We start from the raw sequence: 24,417 nt of genomic DNA, 5'->3' as shown, positions 1-24,417 counted from the left end.
AAACTCATAGAGAGTGTAGACCGGCGCGAGCGTCCCGAAATACAGCGATCGGCAACGTGTTATTTATATATGGGTGAAGACGTTTGATGTGTGATGGACAGACAGGATCGGCAGGAGGACGGTGGGGGAGGTGAGCGGCCGAAACGCGCCGACTCCGTCGAAGCCGATTCCGATGCGTCCCGCGACGTTTCCGAGTCAGACGCGCACACACCGGACGGAGACAACGGGGCGGACGAGAACCCCGAGTTCGGAGAGGCGGCCGAAAGAAAACTCCATGAGTGGACGGATGCGTTCGACGCGCTCGAACGGGCGAGTGAACTCTTCGTTGCCCTCGATAAGGATATCGACGACAGTGTTCGGACGTACGTCTCGGAGCTCCCCCAGTGGTTCCGGGACTCGCAAGCGATCGAGGCCAAGATTCGGGTGGGAGACGACGTGTTCGAAACCGACGGGTTCCACCCGACACCCGACGCCCTGACAGCGAAGGCTCACACACACGTCGGAACAACCGTCTCGATGACAGTCGTCTCCACGGACCGGCGACCGGGCACGGGCCGGGAGGCGTGGCTCCCGAGCGAACGAGAACTGGCCGAAACGACCATCTCACTCATCACATCCGCAGTCGATCGACGGGAGATAGACAGTCTGAAGCGCGTGTCGGACGGCGTTGCCGTGCTTGATTGCGACCTCACGTATAGATACGTGAATCAGCAGGCCGAGCAGCTTCTCGGACGGGACAACGAGGAACTGCGTGGTGAGTACGTCTGGGACGTCTTTCCCGAAGCGGCTGACACCATTGCCGAAGAGAAAATCCGGACGACTCTCGACACGGGGTCATCGACATCCTTCGAGCGATACAACACGGAAAAGGAACAGTGGGTCGAAGCTAGCGTCCACCCAAGCGACGATGGCGTCATCATCGTCTTCACCGAAATCACCGACTCGAAGGTAGCCGAACGGGACCTGGATCACATCTTGGAAACGGCGCCCATCGGCATCGTTTTCCTGACCGGCGAGGGAGAGATTGCTCGCGCAAACGCCCGTGCAGAAGCGTTGCTTGGCCTGTCCCGAAGCAGGATAGAGGGCGTGGCGTACGATCACCCGGACTGGGATATCTGGGACGAGGCGGGTAATCCGATTCCACGCGAAAACCATCCCGTCACGCATGTCCGCAGAACCGGCGAGGCTATCCAGGGGTTCATCCACGGGATCACAGGTCCGGACGGCTCCGAACGCTGGCTATCGAGCAACGTTGCTCCCGTCAAGCGTGAAGACGGATCGATCGAACAAATCATCGTCGCACTGGAAGACGTGACCGTCCCCAAACGGCTCGAACAACTCACCGAGACGTTCCAGCCGGTCAGCGAGCTACTCAATAGCGCAACTGCTGACGAGGAGATCGAACGACCCATCTGTGAGTTACTGACGGACACGCGCGAATACCAGTACGCACGGATTAACGAGTACACCCTGGAAACGGAACTGACCGAATCGGATCTCGAGGAGGAGTCGGGGGCTGTCGCTGCCAACGAGTCCGTAACTCGTCCGATACAATCGCGGACTGAGGTCGCTCCGGCAGCGGTCGCTGTTGAAACGGCCGAGGTACAGGCAGTTCGGAGGAATCAGTCGGACTCGCGGTTCGAGCGATGGCGAACATACACACTGGAGCAAGGGTTCCAGGGTGGAGCTATCGTTCCGCTCGCGCACAGAGGCCGCGTCTACGGGCTGCTCGTCTTGTATACGGACCGTGGAAAGGCGTTCCGGGACCGCGAGCGGGCACTCCTGTCAACGTTCGGTAAGAGGGTTGGGCAAGTGCTTCACTCACTTGCGACGGAGCGCATTCTCCATGCCGACGAAGTGGCCGAGCTTACGTTCGAGAGCACCGACTCGGCGTCGTTTTTCGTCTCGGCGTCCGAACGACTCGATTGTACGATCGACATCAGGGACACGATTCCGGCCTCCGATGAGATGCTCGTCCACTATGCGTCTATCCGGGGTGCTTCGTTGGATGCCTTCAGGGACTTCACGGAGAGTGCAGACTGGGCTGCCCAGTTGCGGCAGCTCCGACAGACTGAGGATCCTCCCGGCGGGGACGTCGAAATTGGGCTGTCCCGGCAGTCCTTGGCACAAGCACTCGTTACAGACGGTGCCGTCGTCACGACGGATACGGTAACCGACGGTCGGGCTGAGATCGTCTGTGAAGTGCCACTCAGTAGCGACATTCGTTCGCTTGTGACGCACGTGCAGGAGTCGTTCCCGGAAACGACGTTGGTCTCAAAACGTGAATACACTACCCCTGCGAAGTCAGACGCACACGCACTCGGTCAGGTGCTGGGAGACATCTTCGAAACCGAGCTTACGGATCGTCAACAACAGATCCTGCGAGCCGCGATGTACGGCGGGTACTTTAAATCGCCCCGAGAAAGCACGGCCACGGAAATCGCTGACGCACTCTTGCTGACTCAATCGACGTTCTCATATCACCTGCGAAACGCGCAGCAAACGCTTTTTGAGCGATTGTTCGACCGATTACAGCGATAATTCGTGCCCGTCTCTCCTCTAGAGACGGACGGTTCGAAGCGGGATGTGGACAGTTGCCACGCCTCTACGATACCCTCTGTACAGCGCTTGCTGTCTAGTGTTCCCGACTCTCGAGTGGCTGAGGCTGTCGTCTCTGCCAGATCCGGTTAGTGAGCGCGGGGGAGGCGGTCCTCAATCCGGGGGATACCCCGGACGAACAATCATCTGCCAGACACAGTACCGCTTGCACGGGAGAGAGAGAGCACGAGTTCAAAATACATACACGCGTGGTGGACACATTACGACCAATGGAAGACGATACGACTCTCCGAGAGAATCATAAACGCGGGGCTGGCTGGTATCGGACGCTCGTTGAGGGGGTGAATGATCTCGCGACAGTTATCGATACCGACGGGACGATAACCTACGTCAGTCCGGCCGTCACTCGGATTCTCGGCTACGATCCCGACGAATTGATCGGTCACGAAGGATACGAGTTCGTCCATCCCGAGGATCAGGAACGAAACGCCGACGCGCTGGAGACCGTTCTCTCGGACCCATCCGAATCCGAGACTGTCGAAGTCCGCTTCCGCCACGCCGACGGCTCGTGGCGCTGGATCGAAGCCACGATGCGGAATCGACTCGACGACGACATCATCGATGGGATTCTGCTTAGCAGTCGGGATATCACCGAACGGAAGGAGTACGAGCTCGAATCCCAAGTCCTGGCCGAAGAGTACGAGGCCCTCCTGAACAACGTGGAGGATGCCATCTTTCTCATCAATGTGGAAGAAGGAGAGGATACTGTCCGATTCGAATTCGAACGGCTCAGTCCCTCTTACGAGCACCAAACCGGCATTACGACCGAGGAAGTGCAGGGCCAGACACCACGAGAGATATTCGGTGAGGAGCAAGGAACCGAGTTAGAAGCGAACTACCACCGCTGTGTCAACGCTGGTCAACCTATCTCGTACCAAGAGGAACTCAGGGTCGGTGAAGGAGCACACTTCTGGCAAACGAAGCTTGCGCCGGTAGTCTCCGATGGTGAGGTAACTCGCCTCGTTGGGAGTACCCGGAACGTGACTGAACGTGTCGAACGGGAGCGACAATTACGTCAGCAGAACGAGCGTCTCGAAGAGTTTGCGAGTGTTATTTCTCACGATTTGCGCAACCCACTCAACGTCGCACAGGGTCGTGCAACGCTCCTCGCAGAGCAAACGGAAAGCGATCATCTCGATCCACTCCTGCAGGCGATCGACCGGATGGAGGCAATCGTTGAGGACACGTTGACGCTTGCTCGCCAAGGCGACACGATAAGTGAAACCGAGTCGATCAGTTTGACCGACCTCGTTGGGAAGTGCTGGGCAACAGTAGACACGGACGACGCAACCATCGAGATCGTCGACGAAATGACCTTCCAAGGCGATCCAGGGCGGTTACGGCACGTTTTCGAGAACCTGTTCCGGAACGGCGTTGAACACGGTGGGCCAGACGTGGCCGTCCGTGTCGGATCTCACGATGAAACGGGAATCTACGTCGAAGACGATGGACCAGGAATTCCAGTCGAACAGCGTGACGAAGTGTTCGAACCGGGGCATTCGTCGGCACAGGGTGGTACTGGTTTCGGGTTGACCATCGTAAAACGAATCGTGGAAGCACATGGCTGGGAGCTGTCCGTAACCGATGGAACTGATGGTGGGGCGCGATTTGAGTTCGAGATGGCGGAACAGGGAGAGTTCGCGTGAGTGTTTAGACGAGATCTGTGCATCGGAAAGTGCGGCCTCAACTGCCGAGCGTAGCGTGTACGACATGAGCACGCTGTATTCAGGACGACCGCCGAAATATGGCCTCCACTGAGAGTGATAGCGGAGTCAACTCGACAGACCGAGCGACCCCGATTGATTAGGTCACACGTCGAACCCGTTCCGCCTGAGCGCCGCTACCAACTCACCGTCAGGATCAGCCGTGAACTCAACCATCGACGACTCCGGTCTCGTCGTCGTATATAGTTCAGAGTCGATATTGTCGGGGATTTCGTTCGTGTGTGACTCGTCTACGACTGCGACGGATATCTGTGGCTTCGTGGCCGTATCTTCTGACTCGCTCATTACCTCCCGGTACGAGAGAGGGACGGTTGGCCTTTGGCATTCGGGGACGAACTGCTTTTGCGACAGGAGCATTCGCGGGGTGGACCTTGATCGGCGGGGGGAGCCTCCGAGCATACAGATACATTGGATTCCCAAGACGAATGGTTTACTGGACTGTACACGGACACCACCGGCCGTCCGATACGCGAGGACCGGTCGACCGAACGGAGGGTCCCCATGACCGACGGGGGGAACCCGTCGGCGTTGGCCACGAACTTCCCAAAGAGGGGCAGACATCGATCGGTTTCGGCCCACCAAGCGCCGGATGTTCGGCTCGGAGTAGCGTTTCCACTCCTTCGGCCGGCGGTCGGGGCGTCCCCGATCACCGGAACGTCACGACGGGCACCGGCCAGCCGTCGTACAACCTTTTTACCGAGGCGCCAGAAGGGGCCAACCATGCACCACGCAAAGGGATCGTTGCTCACCATCGACGTCGGGAACCGCGAGGCGGACATCGACGACGTGACTGCCGAACGGGAGGCGTTCGTCGGCGGACGGGGGCTCTGTACGAAACTCGCCCACGACCGGATCCCGTTCGACGCGGACCCGCTGGGCGCCGAGAACCGCGTCTACTTCGCTACGGGTCCGCTCCAGCAGTCGGAGATGTCCTTCACCGGGCGGATGAACTGTACGGGGCTCTCGCCGCTGACCGACGGGCTCCTCTCGACGAACGCCGGCGGCTATCTCTCACGGAACTTCGTCGAGACTGGCCACTCGGCGGTGGAAGTCGTCGGTGCGTCCGACGAGTTGCTCGTGATCCACGTGACCGACGACGGCGTCGAGTTCGTCGAGGCGCCCGAACTTCGATCGGCGACGGTTCCCGAGGTGACGGAGTACGTACAGCGAGAGCGTGACCTGGACGCGGAGAACGTCCTCTGTATCGGTCCCGCGGGCGAGAACCTCGTCCGGTTTGCCTGCGTGATGACTTACGAGAGCCGGGCGTTCGGGCGGGGCGGCATGGGGGCCGTCCTCGGCTCGAAGAACGTGAAAGCCATCACCTTCGAGGGTGACGCCGCGCCGGCGGTCAACCTTCCCGAAGACGTCCAACGGGAGGTCCACGGCGCCGCGGCCACCTCGGACGACCTGATGCGACGGCAGGGGACCACCGGCGGGACGGAGTTCATCAACGACAACTTCTCGCTACCGACACGCTACTTCGAGAAGTATCACTTCGAGCACGCCGACCGGATCGGCGGCGACGCCGTCGAGGAGAAAAAGTACAAGAAGGGGTCGTGTTCGATGTGTGCCTTCGCCTGCAAACTCCCGACCCGCGACGAGGAGACGGGGCTGGAGACGGAGGGACCGGAGTTCGAGACGGTGTTCTCCTTCGGGAGCAACTGTGAGGTCGACGACGTCGTCGACGTGATGAAGTCGAACGAACTCTGTGACGTCTACGGGCTAGACACCATCTCCTGTGGCAACGCGGTGGCGGCCTATCTGAAAGCCCAAGACGAGTTCGGCAACGCCGAGTTGATCCACGAGACCGTCGAGAAGATCGCGGCCCGCGAGGGCATCGGCGACCTCCTCGCGGAGGGTGTCTCCCGCGCCGCGGACGAACTGGGCGTCCGGAACTACACGGTCAAGGACATGGAGTTCGCCGCCCACGACGGCCGGGTCCTCCACGGGCAGGGACTCAGTTACGCCGTCGCCAACCGCGGCGGCGATCACATGTACTCCACGACGCTCCGGGTGGAGTACAGCGGCGAGGTCGATCCCGAGACCCTGGAGGGGAAACCGGAACTCGTGATGCGGCGCGAAAACCACGCCGCCTTCCGCGATTCGGGCATCGTCTGTGCCTTCGCCGGCGGCACCGATCACGTGACCGAGGAGACCCTGGAACGACTCTTCGAGTGTGACTACGAAGATCTCCAGCGAGTCGGCGCCAGAACGGTCGAACTCGAACGGCATTTCAACAACCAGCGGGGGATGGACCGTGAGGCGGACACGCTGCCATACGACCTCCCCGGCATCGAGGATGCCCTCGACGAGTACTACGAACTTCGTGGCTGGAACGCGGACGGGACGGTCCCCGAGGGGTCGGTCGACGGAGCGGCCGTCGCCGACGACTGATCGGCACCGCGGCGATCCGTCCTCACCCGCCGACGATCGGCGGGGCAAGCCGGACGACGGCACCGTCTTGCAGCGTCGTGTCGTATCCCGAGAGCTGTTGGACGTTCGTCCCGTCGACGGTCACGGTCACCCGTCGGGCCCATTCCTGATCGTCTCGGAGATGATCCTCCAGTCCCGCGAAGGCGACACAGAGGGATTCGAGCGCGGCGTCGACGGTCGCCCCCTCGTCGAGCGTCCGGGAGACGCGCTTTTCGCCGACGACGTCCCGCATCGGACCGAAGAAGTCGAAGTGGACCTCCATGGAGGGAGGAGGCGCCCGGACGGTCTTGTAGCTGTCCCCACGAGCGGGCGATTTATCCCCGACGGCCGTCGAGCCACGACCGTGCGGATCGAGGTTCGCTGTTACGGCGAAGTGGCGGCGGCGGTCGGCGAGCGCACCCGCTCGCTATCGCTCGGAGCCGGAGCGACGGTCGGCGACGCCGTCGCCGCACTCGGCGTCGACGAGGCGACGTTCTCTGGAGGCCTGGTCGTGATGCGGGACGGGCGACACGTCGACCGCGACGAGTCACTGTCGGACGGCGACACCGTCGCGCTGTCGCAGGCGCCGATGCGCGAGTGATGGCCGGGGCGACCCGGAGCCCGGTCGGGAGTCGTACGTTTATCCCTCCCGCGCGTTAGGGGCGAGGCATGACGCCGACCGTCACGCCACGGTGCTGTGGCTCCTTCGAGACGGCCGCGAGCGTGCTCGTCGAGGGAGCTGAGGGGGTCGTCCGGGCGCCATCAATCGTCTACCTGATCGAGGCCGAGGAGACGATACTGGTCGATACGGGGTTCGGTCCGGTCGACCTGATGGCCGAACGCCACCCTTCCTTCGACTGTCGTCGCGATCCCGGACAGTCACTCGAAGCGATCCTCGACGACGAGGGGTACGCGCCGGCCGACCTCGACGGGGTGGTGCTCAGCCACCTCGACTGGGATCACTGTTACAACCTGGATCGATTCGACGGCGTGACGGACGTCTACGTCCAGCGACGCGAACTCGAGTACGCCATCGCACCGTATCCGATGCACGCGGACCGCTACGACGCCAAGTCGCTGGGTCGGGAGCCGCCGTGGCTGACGGTGGACGTGACGCCCCTCGACGGCGAGACGGAGCTCTGTCCGGGCGTCACGGCGTTCCCGACGCCGGGACACACGGTCGGCCACCAGTCGGTGTCCGTCGAGACGGCGGCCGGAACGACGGTCGTCGCCGTCGACGCGGTGCCCACCTTCGAGAACGCCCCCGACGACGGCCCGCCAGTCCGGGGGCTGTCGATGGACGAGTTCGACTGGTGGGAGAGCGCGATCGAGGTGCTCGACCGGGCGGACGAACTTCTCCCGGGTCACGAGTGGGAGGTTCTCGACGCCGAGCCACCGTAGGACCCGACGTCTGTGGCGACCCGCCGGAGCGTCTCGTGGTCGGCCGGGGAGTACGCGATCACCCGCATGTCGTCGAGTGTCGTCGCCGCGTAGTCGTGAATTTCCTCGCAGATGAGTTCGGCCCCCTCTGCGACGGCTGCCTCCCCGATCGAGCCGTCGGCACCGCGGTGGAGCGCGCCGGCGACGCCGCTGCCCATCCGGAGGCTGGTCCCGGCGGTGTTCACCAGCGCGTCGGCGGACCGTTCGGCGATATCTCCCTGGACGGTGGTGAACTCCACGGGCATCCTACGCTGCACGCGACAAACAGTCGGGGCGGTCAGAGTCCCCAGAAGGCGGCGATACCGAGGACGGTGACCACCGACAGGAGCAGTTGGAGCGGCGCGCCGACGCGGAGGTAGTCGGAGAACTTGTAGCCGCCGGGGCCGTAGACGAAGAGGTTGGTCTGGTAGCCGACGGGGGTGAGAAACGCCGTCGACGCCGCGAAGGTCACCGCGAGGACGAACGCGAAGGGGTTGGCGCCGACGCCGTGTGCTGTCTCGATGGCGACCGGTAGCATCAACACCACGCTCGCGTTGTTGGAGATGACGCCGGTGAACAGGCCAGTCGTCATGTAGAACACCCAGAGGACGCCGATGGCGGGGAGATAGGCGCCAGTCGTAGCGACCAGGCCGCCGAGGAGGTCGGCCCCGCCGGTCTGTTCGAGCGCGATGCCGAGGGGGATGATCCCGGCGAGCAGGAAGATCACGTCCCACTCGACGGCCTCGTACATCTCGGTCGGTTCGAGGACGCCGCTGGCGACCATGGCGACGACGCCAGCGAGCGCGGTGACGAGGATGGGCATGGAGAGCGCGGAGAGCGCAGCGAGGGCGCCGACGCCGGTGACGCCGGCGAGCGCGCTGCCGACGGCACCCCAGGGGGCGGCCGCCAGCGCCACCACGCCGACCATGATGGCGATGGCGTGGGGGATCTTCTCGGTGCGGTAGTGGGGTTGTGACGGCTCGTGAGCGACGATGAAGTCGTCGGTGTCGGCGAGGCGGTCGATGCTGTCCGGCGCGGCCTGAACGAGGAGCGTGTCACCGACTCGAATGCGTCGGCGATCCATGTCATCACGGACCGTCTCGCCCCGACTGCGAAAGGCGAGGACGTTGGCGTCGTATCGCTGGCGGAACGTCGAACTCGCGAGCGACTTGCCGGCCAGGGAGGAGCCCCGCGGGATGACCACTTCGACGAGCGTCTGGGCCGTCTCGGCGTCGGGTTCCAGTTCCGCCTCCGTCCGCGGTGGGTGGCCCGTGAGCGTGAGGGTGTCCCGCTCGATCAACCGCCGGACCGTGTCGCGGTCGGCGCGGAGTCGGAGGACATCACCCGCCCGAATCGTCTTGCGACCGAGCGGTTCGATGAACTCCTCACCGTCGCGGACGACCTGGAGGATGTCCGCGTCGAGTTCGGCCTCGCCGTCGCCGTCGGTCCCCGTCCGACCGTCGCGGGGGCGACGGGTCGCGCAGTCGATCGCCTGTGCCACCGTCTGCCCGACGAGTGGGGAACTGGGATCGACGATCACCTCCGTCAGATACTCCTCGATGGCGTACTCTCGAACGTAGTCCTCCTCGACTGGAACGCGTTCGGGGAGGAGGCGGTGGCCGACGGTGAGCAGGTAGACGCTGCCGACGAGGAGGACGATCACACCGAGGTGGGTGAACTCGAACATGCCAAAGGGCCGGCCCAGCAACCGTGCGGACACGTCGCTCGCGAGGATGTTGGTCGAGGTGCCGATGAGGGTGAGCATGCCGCCGAACATCGAAGCGTAGGAGAGCGGAATGAGGAGTTTCGAGGGCGAGGTCTTGCCCGCGTGTGCGAGATCCGTGATCACGGGGACGAGGATGGCAACGACGGGCGTGTTGTTGATGAACCCCGAGACGGGGCCGGCGACGCCGATGGTCGCGAGCAGTTGCCGGTCCCGGTCCGTCCCGGCAAAGGCAGCCATCTTCCGGCCGAGGATCTGCACCAGTCCCGTCCGGCTGATGCCGGAACTGAGTATGAGCATCGCGAGGACGGTGATGGTCGCGGGATTCGAGAAGCCGGAGATGCCCTCCGCGGCGGAGATGTGGGTGAGGTTCACCAAGCCATCGGGGCCGAGCAGCATCAACAGCACCATCACGAAGATGGCCGTCACGTCGACCGGGAGCAGTTCCGTCACGAACAACACGAGCGCAAGCACGACGATACCGAACACCACGAGCATGTCGGTCGTGACCGGGATCCCGACACCGGCGTCGGCGAGAGACACGAGGGTACTGCCGTCGGGTGAGCCGACCGAGGCGAGGGGATCGAGGAGGCTCACGTCTGCGAGCATTCGAGGGCTGCGACGGATTTCAAGATGTCGAAGCCAGGTGTCAGTGCTCGGGCGCGTTCGACCCCTGTCGGGGGCCTTCGATGCCCCTGAACTCGAAGCGCGCTCCGCCGTCCGAACCGTCGACGACCTCGACCGTCCAGTCGTGGGCCTCGGCGATCTCGCGGACGATCGAGAGTCCGAAGCCCGTTCCCGAGGGTTGCGTCGAGTAACCGTCGTCGAACACCCGATCGCGGCGTTCCACCGGGATGCCGACGCCGTCGTCCTCGACGTAGAACCCGCTCCGAGACGCGCCCGCCGTCGTGTCCGCGGACGCGCTTCGGACGAAGTCGTCGAGGACGCCGACGGTGACGGTCACGTCGTCGGCCCGGTCGTCCGTGAGGCCGTGTTCGACGCTGTCATCGGACTCCGTCCGATTGTTCGTGGAGCCATGCTCCACGCTGTCCTCGGGAGCCTGCGACCGAGGGCTCGTCGAACCGTGTTCGACACTGTTCCGAAACAGGTTCTCCAGCAGGCGTCGCAGCCGCCCTTCGTCGGCCCGGATGGTCCGAGTGCCCTCGACACGGAGAGTTGCGGCGGGCGTCTCGACGTGTTTCCAGCACTCGCGGACGAGCCCCGCCAGATCGATCGGGTCGGTGGCGTCGGCGGTCACCGTGCCGCCCTCCCGTGCCAGGGTGAGGAGGTCGTCGATCAGCGCCGACATCCGTTCGTGGGCCCGAGCGACGGCGGCGAGGTCGTCGCTGTCGTGGCTCTCCCGGGCTAGTTCGAGGCGCCCGCGGGCGATACCGAGCGGGTTTCGCAGGTCGTGAGCGACGATGTTCGCGAACCGCTCCAGTCGATCGTTCCGGTGCTGGATCGCCCGCTCGGACTCCAGTCGGGACACCGCGCCGGCGACGAGTTTGGCGAGGACGCCCGCGATTTCGAGATCGGTGTCGTCGAACGCGGCGGGTTCGGTGTCGCCGATGCTCATGACGCCGTACTGGCCGATCGGGAGGTACATTCCAGTCCGGACGTCGCCGCGGTCGTATCCGTCGTCTCTCTCGTCGAGTTCGGGACACAGGAGGGCGTCGCCAGTCCGGTAGGCCGTCGCAGCGGGCGTGTCGCCATCGATGTCGTAGTTCGGCCGTTGGCCAGCCTCGGAGACCGATTCCTCGGTGGCGACGGCGGTACGCAACATCCCGTCGGCCTCGTCGGCGAACCGTAACGTGGTGATCGGGTAGCCGAGCGTGTGTTTCGCCGCGTCGGCCGTGATCCGGGCCGCCTCGCCCTTCGACGTGGCGTCCATGAGCCTGCGGCTCGCGTCGTGGAGCGTTTCGAACCGTTGCTGCCGTTCCGCGAGCGCCCGCTCGCGCTCCTTCAGGTCGGTCTCGTCGTGGTGGAACGAGACGAAGTGGGTGACCGAGCCGTCGTCGTCGGTGATGGGCGTGAGTTCGACGTGGTCCCAGAAGGGCGTTCCGTCACGTCGGTAGTGTCGGAGCACCACCGAAACGGCCTCTTCCGCCTCGACGGCGGCGCGAAGGTCCGCGACCCGGTCGGGGTCGGTCTCGGGTCCCCTGAGGAACCGATAGTCGTTGCCAAGGACCGTCTCCGGCCCGTAACCGGTGAGACGGTAGAACGCGTCGTTGGCGTAGACGATAGGGGCGTCCCCGGCTGTCGAGTCGGTGATGGCGATGCCGACCGGCCCGGCGGCGAGGGCACGGCGCTTGACCACATCGCTCACACCACCATCCGCTCGCGCCGAGTCGATCGAATTCATTCGTCCCTCAGTGGCGCGGGTCGTTAAATAAGCCTTGGCACCCGAACTTCGGATCTGAAATTCGGGGAACGAGCCCCACCGTCTGTTACTCCCGGGGCACCGAGTCGGTCGTAGCCGAACCGACCAATGAGTATCGTCATCGTCGGCACGCTGGACACGAAAGGGGAGGAAATCGCGTTCGCTAGGGACGTCGTCGCGGACGCGAGGGGCGAGCCACACGACGCCGATACCGGCGTCTTGGGCGAGGCGGCGTTCGACCCGGACACGTCCGGCCGCGACGGTGGTGACGATGGTCCGCACGACGGCCGCGGAGGCCAGCGCCATCGGCGCCGACATCGCCGAAAAGCTCACCGCGGCGACGGGGCCGACGGCGCTCGCACTCCCGCTTGAGGGGACCTCCGAACTCGCCGTGGCCGACGGGCCGTTCCGCGATCCGGCGGCCGACGCCGCCCTGTTCGAGGCGCTGCGCGACGGCATCGGCGACGGCGTTGAGTGGTTCGAGATGGCGAGACACGTCAACGACCCGGCGTTCGCACGTCGGATCGCCCGAAGGTCGACGGATATCTGCGGTCGGTCGGAGCGGGACCGTCGTAACGCCCGCCTGCCGACACCGTGTGAGTCGTCATCGTGTGACGCATCCATTCCCGGGTGACAGTCATGAAGGTTTATTATGGATGGGCGCAATGGTGAGTTCACGATGCAACGCGTCGCACTCGTATGCTGACCTCGGTCCCACGAGCCAGCCCAGCCCGGCAACCGACCCAGCATACGACCCACCCAATGAGCACGTCCCGACGCACGACCCTGAAGAACCGTTCGACGACCACCATCGAGCCGATCATCCCGCTTCAGCCGCGATCCGGAACCGGCCCGACGACCGACGGTCGGCGGGACCGGTCCCACCCCGAACGTGGGTCCGAGGCGACGAGGATCCCGATGATCGACGGCAACGGTCTCGGTCCAAAGCCCGGCGGGGACTGACCGGCCATCGATCACGGCCCCTCCCTTTCGTCTTTCGACCGGCGAGCGACGCGTTCCCGGATCCGACAAGGGTTTTGATCGCAGAGTACGAGGAGAGTCCCATGGACGAATCAGAACTGGAGGAGGAACTCCGAAACTCCGGGATCGACGTGTACGACGTGGACGCACTCAGCCCCGTCGAACTGTCGTACGTGACGGCGTACCCCGGCGAAGAGGTCAACCACATGGAGATGGGGCGGCTGCTGAACGCCCTGCTCGACCTGGCGAGAGAAGACGAGTGGGACCCAAAGCGCGTCGAGGCGACTGTCCTTCGGTTCGAGGACGAGGTCATGAACCGGTGGTACGCGAAAGCCGAGTGGTTCGAGGGGCTACTCCAGTATCGTATCTCCGAAACCGAGTTCTCGACGAACGTCCTCGAAACGCTCGACGAGGATCTCGACTGAGATGACGACGACGGGTGCGCGGCCGGCCACGGATCGATTCGCGTTCGCGACGACTACCGTCGAGTTCGAGAGCGAGGGCGGGACACGCCACGGCCGGCTCTACCGCCCGGATCGGCCGTCGACGCCGCCGGTGATCGTACTCGGGCCGACGGTCGCCGCCGAAGCCACCTTCGGCTACCCGCGGTACGCGGAGCGGTTCGCCGGCGCGGGCTACGCCGCCTTCGTCTTCGAGCACGGAGGAGTCGAAAAGAGCGTAGCACGGGGCGTCACGGGACGCCGGACGGAGACCGGCGACCCTCGAAATCTCGTCGACCCGGCCGCACAGGTGGCCGACTGGAACGCGGCGATCGACCACGTCCGGACCCTCGACGGGGACCGCCGCCGGGTCGTCCTGTGGGGATTCGGTCTCGGCGGCGGGCACGTCGTCCGCGTGGCCGCCGAACGGCGGGTCGCCGCGGCGCTCGCCGTCTCGCCGATGCTCGACGGGCGTGCGTTCGCTCGCTCGCGCACGCCGCGGTATCTCGCCCGGGCGGTCGCCGCCGGCGTGCGCGACCGCCTCGGGGCCCCGCTCGGCCGCTCGCGGTCGATCCCCGTCGTCGGCGGTCCCGGCGAGTTCGGCGTCCTCCCGCGGGAGCCGGCCGGCAAAGCGTATCTCGATCTCGTTCCCCGAGGGAGCGACTGGCACAACGAGACGCCTGCACGCGGTGTGCTCTCGCTGTTTCGGTACCGACCGTGTACCGACGCCGCGGACGTCACCTGTCCGACCTTCCTACTCGCGGCCGGCAGGGACGGCCTCGTCCCGCCCGAGACGGTCGCGGCGACCGCGGACCACATCGACGACGCGACCTACCTCCGCTTGCCCGTCGGTCACGTCGACCCCCTCGGCGACGCCTTCGAGGCGGCCGCCGCCCACCAGATCGCCTTCCTCGACGATGCAGTCGGCGGCCGGTAGCCTTCCCGAGGCCCGTGGGTCGGTCCCCGGTGTCCGGCCGCGGCGCGATCACTCGGCGTCGAGGGGGACGACGGCGACGGGACGCGACGACTCCAACAGGACCGACTGGGTCGTACTCCCGAAAAGGGCCTTCCCCGTGGGGTTTCGCTTTCGAACGCCGACGACGAGTTCGTCCGCGTCGACGTCGACGGCGTATGCGAGGAGGTCCTCGTCGGGAGCGTTGCCGCGGACGAGTTGGTGGGTTTCGACCGACGCCAGGGCGCCGAGTCGGGACTGGACCACGTTGAGGGCGTCCTCGCCGTCGCGGACCGTCTCCGCGTCCGTCCGCGATCCACCTCTCAGGGAGTTGACGGCGTGGACCGTGTCCGCGGCGTCGAGCCGACCGTCGAGATAGTCACACAGCGCCGCGCTCGTATCGACCGTGTCGGTGCCCAGTACGTAGGTTCGCATGGGTGAGCTACCGTCGCGGGAGACATAAATTCGGGTTTCACCCTCCGCAAAGCATTTGCGGCGGCCGGGAGTTCTCGGGGCTATGCGTCGCGAAACAGCGCTGGCCGCGGGGACGGTCGGTGTCGTCCTCCTGACCGTCGTCGCGGCGGTCCTGGTCCCCGGTGCCCTCGCCGACCCCAGCGAGGAGCGACCGGTACGGCCCGGCCCGGTCACCATCGCCGACATGGAGATTGCGGCGGGCGACGTGACCGGCGACACGGTTACCCTGAACGTGACAACCCGCCTCTCACACCGCGGTCCGCCGGCCCGGAACGTCAGCCTGCGAGTACAGGCCGTCGATACCGAGTCGGGACTGGTTGAGACCACCCGAACCGTTCGCGTCGGGAATCTCTCCGGGGAACGCGAGGTGGCGGTTCCGACGAACCTGACCGTCGAGCGGGAAGGCGGCTACCGGATTCGCACGGTCGTCTACCGAGACGGCCAGCGGATCGACAGCGGGGCGCGGGAACTCCGCGGCCTCGAAGCCCTCCAGCCGCCGTACGCCCGGAGCGACGTCCGGTTCGCGTCCGCCGACGCCCTCCCGCCAGTCTCCTTCTCGGTCGCCGAGGCGGGCGAGGAGCGGACCACGCTCGCCCTGCAGATGGGGTTGACCAACGGCGGCGACGAGCGACCGGCTGACCTCCGGGTCACGGTGACGCTCCGGCAGGCCGACTCCAACATCGTCGCCAACCGCACGTCGGTGACGGTCGAGTCGATCCGTCCCGGACGGACGGAGACGGTCGAGACGCGACTGGCCGTCCCCGCGGGGTACAACTACTACATCGACGCCGTCCTCTGGAGAGACGGGGTCGTCATCGACAGCGCCCGCGGGGCCGCGAACCTCAACCCCTCGGAGACGATCAGCGTCAACGAGACCCGCCGCGAGGTGGAACTGGAAGTCGGGGACTTCACCCGTGGTGACGGCGAGGGCGGCGACCGGCCCGTACCCGAGGCGACGGGACAACCGACTGCCAGCGGCGGCCCCGGCTTCGGCGTCGCCGTCGCCGTCGTCGCCGTCGTCGCCGCTGCCCTACTCGCACGGAGGAAACGCCAATGAGCGAGAGCAACACCGACACCGAGACGAGTATCGACGACACCGGTACCGACGCGGACGCCGACGACACCGGCGTCCGAATCCGGCGGTACGCCAACTACGCGATCCTGTTGGTTCTCGGCTTGCTCGCCTTCGTCGCAGTCGTGCGGCTATATCTCAGCGTCTCGAACGTGATCGCGACGTGGGTCACCGACGAGTACCGCTCGATGTTCCAGGCCGCATTCAACCTCGTCGTGTTGCTGGCGGCGGGAATCGGCATCTCCTATCAGCTCCGACGCCTCTACGGTTCGTAAGCTACGAGACGAGGAGCCACGCACCGAACACCGCGACGCCGCCGAGCCCCGTGCTGAGGACGGCGTGGACGCGGAGGCGATCAAGCAGAGCGTGGGCGTCGCCGCTCACCGTCAGTAGCTCGTGAACGTCGCTCCCGAGTTCGCATCGCGGCAGGAAGTCCATCGCCACGTGGAGGAAGATGCCGGCGGCGAACCCGAAGACGACGCCCCGCACCGTCGGCGCGGCGGGCAGGGCGATCAGACTGGCGAGGATGGCTGCGATGCCGACGCCGGCCGCGGGCAGGAGCAACACGGTCGGGTCGCGGTCGTTCGTCACCAGTCGGCGGGCGGCGGCGTAGCCCGCCGGCCCCTTGTGCGAGACGATGGCGAGCCCCAGGATCGGGCCGAGATCCGGCATGTTGCCGTAGACGACGCCGATGATGACGCCCGCGGAGAAGGCGTGAGCCGTGAGTTCCGTCGCGGTGCGATCGAAGGGGAGGTCGAGGTGGGCGAGACGGTGACCGACGGTGTGGCTGGCAAAGCCGACCAGCAGGCCGAAGGCGACGCCGAAGCCACCGAACGTCGAGTCGTGAGCGATGGCCTGGGGAACGAGAAAGACGGCGGCGCTCGTCACCATCGCGCCGCTCGCGAGGCCGTATCCCCAGACGAGCGTCCACGGGCGGCCACCGAGCGACCGCCGCCCGAGCGGAATCCCGAGCGCCATCGCGGCGAAGGCGACCCACGAGATTCCAAGCAGTTTCCAGGTCTCCTCGGTCGCCGCGAACCAGGACAACCCCACGAGAGTCGCGGTGGCGACGGGACCGACGAGTGATCGGCGGGTCACGTTAACAACCAAAACGAGGATATTAATAATACGTTCGGTTCGACGCCCGCTACCGTGTCGCCGACTTCCAGGTCCGGAGGTCGAGGATCTCCCCGTCGACGTCCTCGGCGTCGCGGGCCGCCCACACGAACATGGGGGCCACATCCGCCGGATCGCGACCCCTGTCGCCGCTCAGATCCGTGGCCACGTAGCCGGGATCGACGGCCGCCACCGACTGCTCCACGTCGGCCGCAAAGCCCCGAACGAGCGCTTCGGCGCCCGCTTTCGAGACGGCGTAGGCCCCCATACCCGGCGTCGACTCGCGGGCGACGGCCCCCGACGGAACGAGGATCCGGCCGTCGCCGGCGAGGTGGGGTAGGGCCTCGCGAACCGTCGTGAAGACACCACGGAGGTTCGTCCGTATCGTGTCGTCGAACCGGGAGTACGACTCCTCGTCGAGGGGGCTCGATCCCGGATCACCGTGGTTGACCGCGGCGTTGGCTACCACCAGGTCGATGCCGTCTCCCTCCCGCGCGGCCGTCTCCATCAGGCGCTCGACGTCGAACTCGTCGCGTACGTCGGCACGGACGGCCCGCGCGACGCCGCCCGCGTCGGTGATGTCCGCGACGACCGACTCGACTACCTCCCGTCGCCGCGCACAGCACGTGACGTGTGCGCCCTCGGCGGCGAGTCGTTTCGCGACGCTGGCACCGATCCCTCGACTCGCACCCGTGACCACCGCGCTCGTTCCGTCCATGGTCGCCGATCGGACGGTACGGACATGAATGTGCGGACAGTTACCGTGCGAGGGACGTGATCGTTTTCCAACAACGGGAGGTAGTTTTCCATCTGCCAAATCAACTTCAGAATTTTTAAATCCATCAGAGACCGACGAAAGAACACATGAGCAAAGTACCCGAAACGGGGAGCGGCCAGCAGTCGTCCGAGGATGCCCCCTACCTACCCGGGATGCCCCGCCTATCGAACACGTCCGGTCCCGTCGAGCGGTTCCTGACCCGACTCTTCCGCCGTCGCGGCCGGTTCTGACACCGTCTGCGGTTCCGCGCTTTCATCACCACCACGACACACGCTTTTGACCACCGTCGCCGAACGGGAGATATGGCACGCGACCCCTTCGTCGTCGTCGGCGGCGACGCCGCCGGACTGAGTGCGGCCAGCAAGTTCCGACGCGAGACTGACCGCGACGTCGTCGTCTTCGAGCGGGGACGGTGGATCTCCTACGCCCACTGCGGGGAGCCTTACTTCGTCGAAGGCTCCGTCGAACGCCTCACCGACCTCCTCTCGCTGTCCCCCGCCGACGTCGCGGAGCGTGGGATCGACCTGCGCCGCGAACACGAGGTCGTTTCGGTCGCGCCCGGGGACCGGACCGTGACGGTCCGTACCCACGACGGGACCGTCGAACAACCCTACAGCGAGTTGCTGGTGGCGACGGGTGCGAGCGCGACGACCGACCCGTTCGATACGACCCTCGACGGAGTCTTCACGATCCACGGCCTCGACTCGGCGGCAGCCGTCGACGCCTTCCTTACGCCGGCCGGGGAGTACGATCGAGGCCGCCTCGGAGACGGTCCGGTCGACGAGGCGCGGGTCGACCACAACGCCGCGCTCGACCCACCGGAGCGGGCGGCCATCGTCGGCGGCGGATACGTCGGCGTCGAGATGACCGAGGCGCTCACCGCCCGTGGAGTCGACGTCCACCTGTTCCAACGCTCCGAGCACGTCCTCCCCCCGTTCGGTACGTCGGTCGGCGAACGCGTCGAATCCCACCTCGCCGACCGGGGCGTGACGGTTCACACCGGGCGTTCGGTCGAAGGGCTGATCGGTGACGGACGGATCGAGGCGGTCGCGTACGACGGCGACCGCCTCGCGGTCGACATGGCGGTCGTCGGCATCGGCGTAGAACCGAACGCGGCCATCCTCGACGGGACCGGCGTGGATCGGGGACCGGGAGGCGCCGTCCACACCGACGGCTACGGGCGGACGAGTCTGCCGGCCGTCTACGCCGCCGGCGACGTGGCGACCGCGCGCCACGCGGTGACGGGCGAGGAGACGTGGGTCCCGCTGGGACTGACGGCGAACCGGACCGGCCGGGCCGTGGGGGCGACGGTCGCCGGCGATCCCACCCCCGTCGGCGACGTGGCCGGCACGGCGGTGGTAAAGGCCTTCGACATGGAGTGTGGCCGGGTCGGCCTCACGGACGAGGCGGCGGCGCGGGCGGCCGGCTTCGACCCCGTGAGCGCGACCATCACCGCGGGGTCGCGCTCGGGGTACTACCCCGGCGGCGACGAGACGACGGTGACGCTTCTGGCCGACCGGACGAGCGGCCGGGTGCTCGGTGGCGCCATCGCCGGCCGCGACCGAGCGGCGGTCCGTATCGACACGCTGGCGACCGCCATCGGCGGCGATCTGACCGTCGGGAAACTCGAACGCCAGGACCTGGCGTACGCACCGCCGTTCAGCCCGGTCTGGGATCCGGTGCTCGTCGCCGCCAAGGTCGTCAACGGCCGATTGGATGGCTGACCGACGCCTCGGACGCGGCGCAGGCGGGCGATCACTCCCGGACTCGGGGGCGGGCAGTATATACGGATCACGTCCATACGATGAGGCATGAACGATAGCTCGCCGGTCGGCGACGCCGACGGTCGGTCGGTCGTCGTCGTCGGCAGCGGGTTCGGCGGCCTCTCGACGGCCTGTTATCTCGCCGACGCCGGTGCTGACGTGATCGTCTTGGAGAAAAACGAACAGCTCGGGGGGCGGGCGAGCCGCCTCCACGTCGACGGCTTCCGGTTCGATATGGGACCCTCCTGGTATCTCATGCCCGACGTGTTCGAGGATTTCTTCGCCGACTTCGGACGCCGCCCGGAGCAGTACTACGGTCTCGAACGGCTCGACCCCCACTACCGTATCTTCTTCAAGGACGGCGATCGGGTGGACCTCGTTCCCGACCTCGACGCCAACCGCGAGACCTTCGAGTCCTACGAACCCGGCGCGGGCGCGGCGCTCGACGACTACCTTGAACAGGCCGCCTACACCTACGACGTCGGCATGGAACATTTCGTCTACGAGGACCGCTCCCGGTTGCGCGAGTTCGTCGACCCCGACGTCCTCCGCTATGCCCGCGGCCTCTCCCTGCTCGGGACGATGCAGGGTCACGTCGAGGATTACTTCGACCACCCCAAACTCCAGCAGATCGTCCAGTACTCGCTGGTCTTTCTCGGAGGCGCGCCCACCAACACGCCGGCGCTCTACAACCTGATGAGCCACGTCGACTTCAACCTCGGTGTCTACTACCCCGAGGGCGGCATGGGAGGCGTCGTCGACGGCATCGTCACCATGGCCGAGGAACTGGGCGTCGACTTCCGGGTCGATCATCCAGTCGCGGAGATCAGGGGCCGGGAGGGTGCCTTCGCCGTCCGCACCGATGACGGACGGGAGTTTTTCCCCGACGAGGTCGTCTCGAACGCCGACTACGCCCACACCGAACAGGAACTCCTCGTCCCCGAGGACCGCCAGTACGACGCCGACTACTGGGAGTCACGCACCTACGCCCCCTCGGCCTTTCTCCTCTATCTCGGCGTCGAGGGCGACGTGGACCCGCTGGCTCACCACACGCTCGTCCTCCCGACCGACTGGGACGACCACTTCGAGACCATCTTCGGCGACGATCCGACGTGGCCCGCGGACCCCGCGTACTACCTGTGTGTTCCCTCAGAGACGGACGACACCGTCGCGCCCGAGGGGCACAGCAACCTCTTCGCGCTCGTCCCAATCGCGCCCGGCCTTGATGACGGCCCGGAGCGCCGCGAGGCGTTCCGCGACCTGTTGCTTGCGGACATCGCCGAACACACCGGCGTCGACATCCGCGACCGCATCGTCGTCGAGGAGACTTTCGCTGTCTCCGAGTTCGCCGAGCGATACAACAGCACCCAGGGGACCGCCCTCGGCCTCGCACACACCCTTCGACAGACCTCGCTGCTCCGGCCGCCCCACGCCTCCACCGAGGTCGACGGCCTCTACTTTACCGGATCGTTCACCACTCCCGGCATCGGCGTTCCCATGTGTCTCATCAGCGGCCGCCTGACGGCCGAGACGATGGCTGACGCGCGATGACGACCGGACGCTTCGGCTACCTGCTTCGGACCTCCCGCCCGCGGTTCTGGCTCTACCTGGCCGGGCCGGTAGCGGTTGGCGTCGTCTACGGTGCGCGCTCGACGGCGGCCCTCTTCACCCCCACGACGCTCGCCCTCTTCGGATACTTCCTGGTTCCCGCAAACGTGCTGCTGTACGGCGTCAACGACGTGTTCGACGCCGACGTGGACGCGGAGAATCCAAAGAAAAAACGGCGGGAAGTCAGATACGGCGGCGGCCGACTCGTTCCGGGTGCCGTGGGGCTCAGTGCGGCGCTCGCGGGCGTCCCCCTGCTTGTCACCCCCCGTCTCGCGTGGCCGTGGCTCGCTGGCTTTCTCCTACTCGGTGTCGCCTACAGCGCGCCGCCGCTCCGCCTGAAGACGCGCCCACCGCTCGACTCCGTCTCGAACGGGCTGTATGTCCTGCCCGGCGCCGCCGCCTACGCGGCCGTCGCCGGGAGTCAGCCACCCCTCCTCGGGATCGCCGGCGGGTGGCTCTGGTCGATGGCGATGCATACCTTCTCCGCGATTCCCGACATCGATCCGGACCGCCGGGCGGGGATCGAGACGACCGCCACCCGCCTCGGCGAGAGACGGACCTACGCCTACTGTATGGCCTGCTGGACGCTCGCCGCCGTCGCCTTCGCTCTCCTCGACGTGCGCCTCGGCCTTCTGCTCGGCCTGTATCCCGTCGCCGTCGCCGCGGTAGCCGCCTCGGACGTCGACGCCTCGCGGGCATACTGGTGGTATCCGGCCCTGAACACCGCCGTCGGTACCCTACTCACGATGGGCGGGCTCTGGAGGCTGCTGTATGGGTAGCGAGGACGGCGGCGACGGATCGATCGCAGCCTCGACGACGACTGCGCACCGTCCGGCGCGAGCCGAACTCCAGACCCGCCTCGACGATCTGATCCGCGACAACCGGTTCACCGTGGCGGTCGTGTTTCCGGTCGTCGGGGCCGTCCTCCTCGTAGGGAGCGCCGAGGGCGTCCTGCCGCCGCCGCTGACCTTCGATCCCCTCCTGATTCTGCTCGGAACGCTCGTCATGCGGTCGCCGCTGCTGGTCGGCGTGGCGCCACTGATCGACCGTCGGGCGGCTCTCGGGGTGGTCGGCCTGGCCGGCTACGCCTACACCGTCGAGTTCGTCGGCCTGCGGACCGGCGTCCCCTACGGCGACTTCCACTACGCCATCGACCTCGGGCCGACCGTCGCGGGCGTCCCGATCGGCCTCCCCGTCTTCTTCCTGCCGCTGGTGTGTAACGCCTACCTGCTCTGTCTGCTCTTGCTCGGCCCGCGGGCCGGCGCCGCCCGGGTCCGCCTCCCCGCCGTGGTCGGCACGGTCGTCGCCATGGACCTCGTCCTCGACCCCGGCGCCGCCGCGCTCGGGTTCTGGACCTATCCCGGCGGCGGCCCTGTGTACGGCGTCCCGCTGTCGAACTTCGCGGGGTGGATACTCTCGGCGACGGTGACCGTCCTCGTCCTCGATGCCGTCCTCGACCGAGCGGCGCTACGCTCCCGCCTCGACGCCTGCGAGTTCGCCCTCGACGACCTGGTGAGTTTCGTCCTGCTCTGGGGGGCGATCAACGTCTACTTCGGCAACTGGGGCGCGGCCGCCGTGGGCGGCCTGTTCGGCCTCGGACTGCTCTACACCGATCGCTTCGACGTGCCGGCGCCGATCCGCTGGCCGTAGTCAGGTCAGCCGCCGGAGCCCTTCGACCGCTCCGTGCAACAGCCGCCGCCCGAACCCACGGGTGTGGGTGTGGTCGCGTTCGGGAGCCGGTTCGTCCGGGGCGTCCGGCACGGCACTCACCCGCCGGAACACGGTCTCCGGATCACGGTTCCACAGCCAGTACCAGCGCGTTCTGGCGATCAGGGCTAGCTTGCGGGGCGTCCCGATGCTCGGCGTCGCCGAGAGCACGTCGTAGTTCCGTTCGCGGATGAGACGGTGGTGATCGGCGTAGAGCACCGCCGCGACGAGCACCGGGAACCGACAGTCCGCGGGGAGATACTCGATGCCGGCGACGCCCTCGCGGTAGAGCTCTTCGGTCCGGCGGAGTTCGCGCTCCATCGCCCGTCGGAAGTCGTCGCTCATCTCGAAGTTCCGGAGGTCGCCCTCGTCAACGCCGTACTCGTCTAGTGTCTCCCGTGGGAGGTAGATCCGGTCGCGTTCGACGATATCTTCGCGCACGTCCCGGAGGAAATTCGAGAGCTGGAACGCCTCGCCGAGCGCCGTCGCGTGGGGGAGCGCTCGCTCCGGCCGTTCGGGGTCCATCACCGCCGTCATCATCCGTCCGACGGCGGCGGCGGACCCGTCCATATAGGTCCGTAGCTCCTCGAAGGTCTCGTACCGGCTCTTGGTCACGTCGGTCAGCATCGCGTCGACGAACGTGTTCACGTCGTCGTCGTCGATGTCGTGACGCTCGCGGAGGTCGGCGAACGCGGCGAGGACGGGGTCGTCCGTCGGCTCCTCGCCGAGCGCCGCCGCGCGCAACCGCTCCAACTCCGCGCGCTGTTCCGCCGGCGGGACGCCCTCGGCGTCGTCGACGACCTCGTCGGCAACCCGGAAGAAGGCATAGAGAACGTACGTCGCCTCGCGAACCCGCTCGGGGAGGAGGCGCGTCGCGAGGTGGAACGTCTTGCCGGTCCGCCGCTGGATCGCCTTGCCACGGGCGACGCCGTCGTCGCTCACCATCGGTCCGCTCCCGTCACGCTACACACGTTCGTTCCGCCCTCGCGGACCGCCGCCGCGTCGCCGATCGGGTCGGCTGTCGACCCGTCGAGCGAGCGCGCCGTGGACCGGGATGGGTCGTGACTCGTCATGTCACCAGAACGTATCGCTGCAGTCGTAGACGACCCCGTGGTTCGGACAGACGTACTTGCAGTGACGACGATTCATCGCCGTCTCACAGCGGGGACAGGGTCGTCCACCTGACGCGGGCATGCAACCGATTCGGGTCTACATCGATATGATAGTTCCGCCGAGCGCGGGAGGGCTG

Annotated in this window: 28 protein-coding genes; 17 read left to right on the top strand and 11 right to left on the bottom strand. The window is 66.3% G+C overall.

Annotated features, from left to right (window positions below):
* The first annotated feature begins 93 nt into the window (after window positions 1–93).
* A complete protein-coding gene (locus tag NBT82_RS13810; protein WP_251328692.1) occupies window positions 94–2,541 on the top strand; it encodes a bacterio-opsin activator domain-containing protein in 2,448 nt (815 codons plus the stop codon).
* A gap of 149 nt (window positions 2,542–2,690) precedes the next feature.
* On the top strand, window positions 2,691–4,265 hold the full coding sequence (locus NBT82_RS13805) for a PAS domain S-box protein (protein ID WP_251328691.1): 1,575 nt from the start codon (window positions 2,691–2,693) through the stop codon (window positions 4,263–4,265).
* 162 nt (window positions 4,266–4,427) lie between these two features.
* Here the strand turns inward: NBT82_RS13805 and NBT82_RS13800 are convergent, their stop codons facing one another.
* Window positions 4,428–4,700, bottom strand: coding sequence for a hypothetical protein (locus NBT82_RS13800; protein ID WP_425601756.1), 273 nt, complete (start codon window positions 4,698–4,700; stop codon window positions 4,428–4,430).
* Window positions 4,701–5,063: 363 nt separating this feature from the next.
* On the opposite strand from NBT82_RS13800, the gene NBT82_RS13795 reads away from it, so the two are divergent.
* A complete protein-coding gene (locus NBT82_RS13795; protein ID WP_251328690.1) occupies window positions 5,064–6,737 on the top strand; it encodes an aldehyde ferredoxin oxidoreductase family protein in 1,674 nt (557 codons plus the stop codon).
* Between the two features lie 22 nt (window positions 6,738–6,759).
* On the opposite strand, the gene NBT82_RS13790 is transcribed toward NBT82_RS13795, so the two are convergent.
* Entirely contained in the window at window positions 6,760–7,038 is a 279-nt protein-coding gene (locus tag NBT82_RS13790) for a ubiquitin-like small modifier protein 1 (RefSeq protein ID WP_251328689.1), read from the bottom strand.
* A gap of 81 nt (window positions 7,039–7,119) precedes the next feature.
* On the opposite strand from NBT82_RS13790, the gene NBT82_RS13785 reads away from it, so the two are divergent.
* Window positions 7,120–7,356: a MoaD/ThiS family protein gene (locus tag NBT82_RS13785; RefSeq protein ID WP_251328688.1), complete on the top strand. Its 237-nt coding sequence runs from the start codon at window positions 7,120–7,122 to the stop codon at window positions 7,354–7,356.
* A 68-nt stretch (window positions 7,357–7,424) separates the two neighbouring features.
* Window positions 7,425–8,156, top strand: coding sequence for an N-acyl homoserine lactonase family protein (locus tag NBT82_RS13780; protein WP_251328687.1), 732 nt, complete (start codon window positions 7,425–7,427; stop codon window positions 8,154–8,156).
* Here NBT82_RS13780 and NBT82_RS13775 read toward each other — a convergent pair.
* The 3 genes from NBT82_RS13775 to NBT82_RS13765 all read right to left on the bottom strand — a co-directional run bounded on the left by NBT82_RS13775 (window position 8,120) and on the right by NBT82_RS13765 (window position 12,259).
* Window positions 8,120–8,440: a macro domain-containing protein gene (locus tag NBT82_RS13775; protein ID WP_425601755.1), complete on the bottom strand. Its 321-nt coding sequence runs from the start codon at window positions 8,438–8,440 to the stop codon at window positions 8,120–8,122. The two genes, NBT82_RS13780 and NBT82_RS13775, sit on opposite strands and share 37 nt — an antisense overlap.
* A gap of 32 nt (window positions 8,441–8,472) precedes the next feature.
* Complete coding sequence (locus NBT82_RS13770) at window positions 8,473–10,395, bottom strand: SLC13 family permease (protein ID WP_251331290.1); 1,923 nt, start codon at window positions 10,393–10,395, stop codon at window positions 8,473–8,475.
* Between the two features lie 151 nt (window positions 10,396–10,546).
* Window positions 10,547–12,259 carry a PAS domain-containing protein gene (locus NBT82_RS13765; RefSeq protein WP_251328686.1) on the bottom strand — a complete coding sequence of 571 codons (1,713 nt, stop codon included), beginning with the start codon at window positions 12,257–12,259 and terminating at the stop codon, window positions 10,547–10,549.
* A gap of 126 nt (window positions 12,260–12,385) precedes the next feature.
* Between NBT82_RS13765 and NBT82_RS20325 the strand changes: the two genes are divergently transcribed.
* The 5 genes from NBT82_RS20325 (at window position 12,386) to NBT82_RS13745 (ending at window position 14,635) form a co-directional block, all read left to right on the top strand.
* Window positions 12,386–12,649 carry a Tm-1-like ATP-binding domain-containing protein gene (locus NBT82_RS20325; protein WP_425601754.1) on the top strand — a complete coding sequence of 88 codons (264 nt, stop codon included), beginning with the start codon at window positions 12,386–12,388 and terminating at the stop codon, window positions 12,647–12,649.
* The gene (locus tag NBT82_RS13760) at window positions 12,540–12,911 is read left to right on the top strand and encodes a hypothetical protein (RefSeq protein ID WP_486617146.1); all 372 of its coding nucleotides are present in this window, start codon (window positions 12,540–12,542) and stop codon (window positions 12,909–12,911) included. The genes NBT82_RS20325 and NBT82_RS13760 overlap by 110 nt, the downstream gene beginning before the upstream one ends.
* A 128-nt stretch (window positions 12,912–13,039) precedes the next feature.
* On the top strand, window positions 13,040–13,240 hold the full coding sequence (locus NBT82_RS13755) for a hypothetical protein (RefSeq protein ID WP_251328684.1): 201 nt from the start codon (window positions 13,040–13,042) through the stop codon (window positions 13,238–13,240).
* A gap of 101 nt (window positions 13,241–13,341) precedes the next feature.
* On the top strand, window positions 13,342–13,683 hold the full coding sequence (locus NBT82_RS13750; RefSeq protein WP_251328683.1) for a DUF8159 domain-containing protein: 342 nt from the start codon (window positions 13,342–13,344) through the stop codon (window positions 13,681–13,683).
* Between the two features lies 1 nt (window position 13,684).
* Window positions 13,685–14,635: an alpha/beta hydrolase gene (locus tag NBT82_RS13745; RefSeq protein WP_251328682.1), complete on the top strand. Its 951-nt coding sequence runs from the start codon at window positions 13,685–13,687 to the stop codon at window positions 14,633–14,635.
* A gap of 48 nt (window positions 14,636–14,683) precedes the next feature.
* On the opposite strand, the gene NBT82_RS13740 is transcribed toward NBT82_RS13745, so the two are convergent.
* A complete protein-coding gene (locus NBT82_RS13740) occupies window positions 14,684–15,085 on the bottom strand; it encodes a universal stress protein (RefSeq protein ID WP_251328681.1) in 402 nt (133 codons plus the stop codon).
* 82 nt (window positions 15,086–15,167) lie between these two features.
* On the opposite strand from NBT82_RS13740, the gene NBT82_RS13735 reads away from it, so the two are divergent.
* Window positions 15,168–16,181: a DUF7490 domain-containing protein gene (locus NBT82_RS13735; RefSeq protein ID WP_251328680.1), complete on the top strand. Its 1,014-nt coding sequence runs from the start codon at window positions 15,168–15,170 to the stop codon at window positions 16,179–16,181.
* Complete coding sequence (locus tag NBT82_RS13730; protein WP_251328679.1) at window positions 16,178–16,471, top strand: DUF8060 family membrane protein; 294 nt, start codon at window positions 16,178–16,180, stop codon at window positions 16,469–16,471. The genes NBT82_RS13735 and NBT82_RS13730 overlap by 4 nt, the downstream gene beginning before the upstream one ends.
* A gap of 1 nt (window position 16,472) precedes the next feature.
* On the opposite strand, the gene NBT82_RS13725 is transcribed toward NBT82_RS13730, so the two are convergent.
* Window positions 16,473–17,294: a ZIP family metal transporter gene (locus NBT82_RS13725; protein ID WP_251328678.1), complete on the bottom strand. Its 822-nt coding sequence runs from the start codon at window positions 17,292–17,294 to the stop codon at window positions 16,473–16,475.
* A 49-nt stretch (window positions 17,295–17,343) separates the two neighbouring features.
* Window positions 17,344–18,030, bottom strand: coding sequence for an SDR family NAD(P)-dependent oxidoreductase (locus NBT82_RS13720; protein ID WP_251328677.1), 687 nt, complete (start codon window positions 18,028–18,030; stop codon window positions 17,344–17,346).
* A gap of 146 nt (window positions 18,031–18,176) precedes the next feature.
* Here NBT82_RS13720 and NBT82_RS13715 point away from each other — a divergent pair, with 146 nt between their 5' ends.
* The 5 genes from NBT82_RS13715 (at window position 18,177) to cruF (ending at window position 23,111) form a co-directional block, all read left to right on the top strand.
* Complete coding sequence (locus tag NBT82_RS13715) at window positions 18,177–18,320, top strand: hypothetical protein (protein ID WP_251328676.1); 144 nt, start codon at window positions 18,177–18,179, stop codon at window positions 18,318–18,320.
* A 72-nt stretch (window positions 18,321–18,392) separates the two neighbouring features.
* Window positions 18,393–19,814, top strand: coding sequence for an FAD-dependent oxidoreductase (locus tag NBT82_RS13710; RefSeq protein ID WP_251328675.1), 1,422 nt, complete (start codon window positions 18,393–18,395; stop codon window positions 19,812–19,814).
* A gap of 87 nt (window positions 19,815–19,901) precedes the next feature.
* Window positions 19,902–21,404 (top strand): phytoene desaturase family protein, encoded by a 1,503-nt coding sequence (locus tag NBT82_RS13705; RefSeq protein WP_251328674.1) that lies wholly within the window; start codon window positions 19,902–19,904, stop codon window positions 21,402–21,404.
* Window positions 21,401–22,240: a prenyltransferase gene (locus tag NBT82_RS13700; protein WP_251328673.1), complete on the top strand. Its 840-nt coding sequence runs from the start codon at window positions 21,401–21,403 to the stop codon at window positions 22,238–22,240. The genes NBT82_RS13705 and NBT82_RS13700 overlap by 4 nt, the downstream gene beginning before the upstream one ends.
* A complete protein-coding gene (cruF, locus tag NBT82_RS13695; protein WP_251328672.1) occupies window positions 22,233–23,111 on the top strand; it encodes a bisanhydrobacterioruberin hydratase in 879 nt (292 codons plus the stop codon). The genes NBT82_RS13700 and cruF overlap by 8 nt, the downstream gene beginning before the upstream one ends.
* Here the strand turns inward: cruF and NBT82_RS13690 are convergent, their stop codons facing one another.
* From NBT82_RS13690 to NBT82_RS20120, 3 genes are read right to left on the bottom strand one after another with little or no spacing between them, the layout of a single operon-like run.
* Window positions 23,112–24,113: a phytoene/squalene synthase family protein gene (locus NBT82_RS13690; protein WP_251328671.1), complete on the bottom strand. Its 1,002-nt coding sequence runs from the start codon at window positions 24,111–24,113 to the stop codon at window positions 23,112–23,114.
* Entirely contained in the window at window positions 24,107–24,241 is a 135-nt protein-coding gene (locus NBT82_RS20055) for a hypothetical protein (RefSeq protein ID WP_256476591.1), read from the bottom strand. Before NBT82_RS20055 ends, NBT82_RS13690 begins: the two co-directional genes overlap by 7 nt.
* Window position 24,242: 1 nt before the next feature.
* Window positions 24,243–24,362, bottom strand: coding sequence for an HVO_2523 family zinc finger protein (locus NBT82_RS20120; RefSeq protein ID WP_305882150.1), 120 nt, complete (start codon window positions 24,360–24,362; stop codon window positions 24,243–24,245).
* Window positions 24,363–24,417 lie beyond the last annotated feature (55 nt).

This window comes from Haloplanus sp. HW8-1 (assembly GCF_023703795.1).
GTDB classification, from domain to species: Archaea; Halobacteriota; Halobacteria; order Halobacteriales; family Haloferacaceae; genus Haloplanus; species Haloplanus pelagicus.
This window is presented reverse-complemented; position numbering and strand designations above follow the sequence as displayed.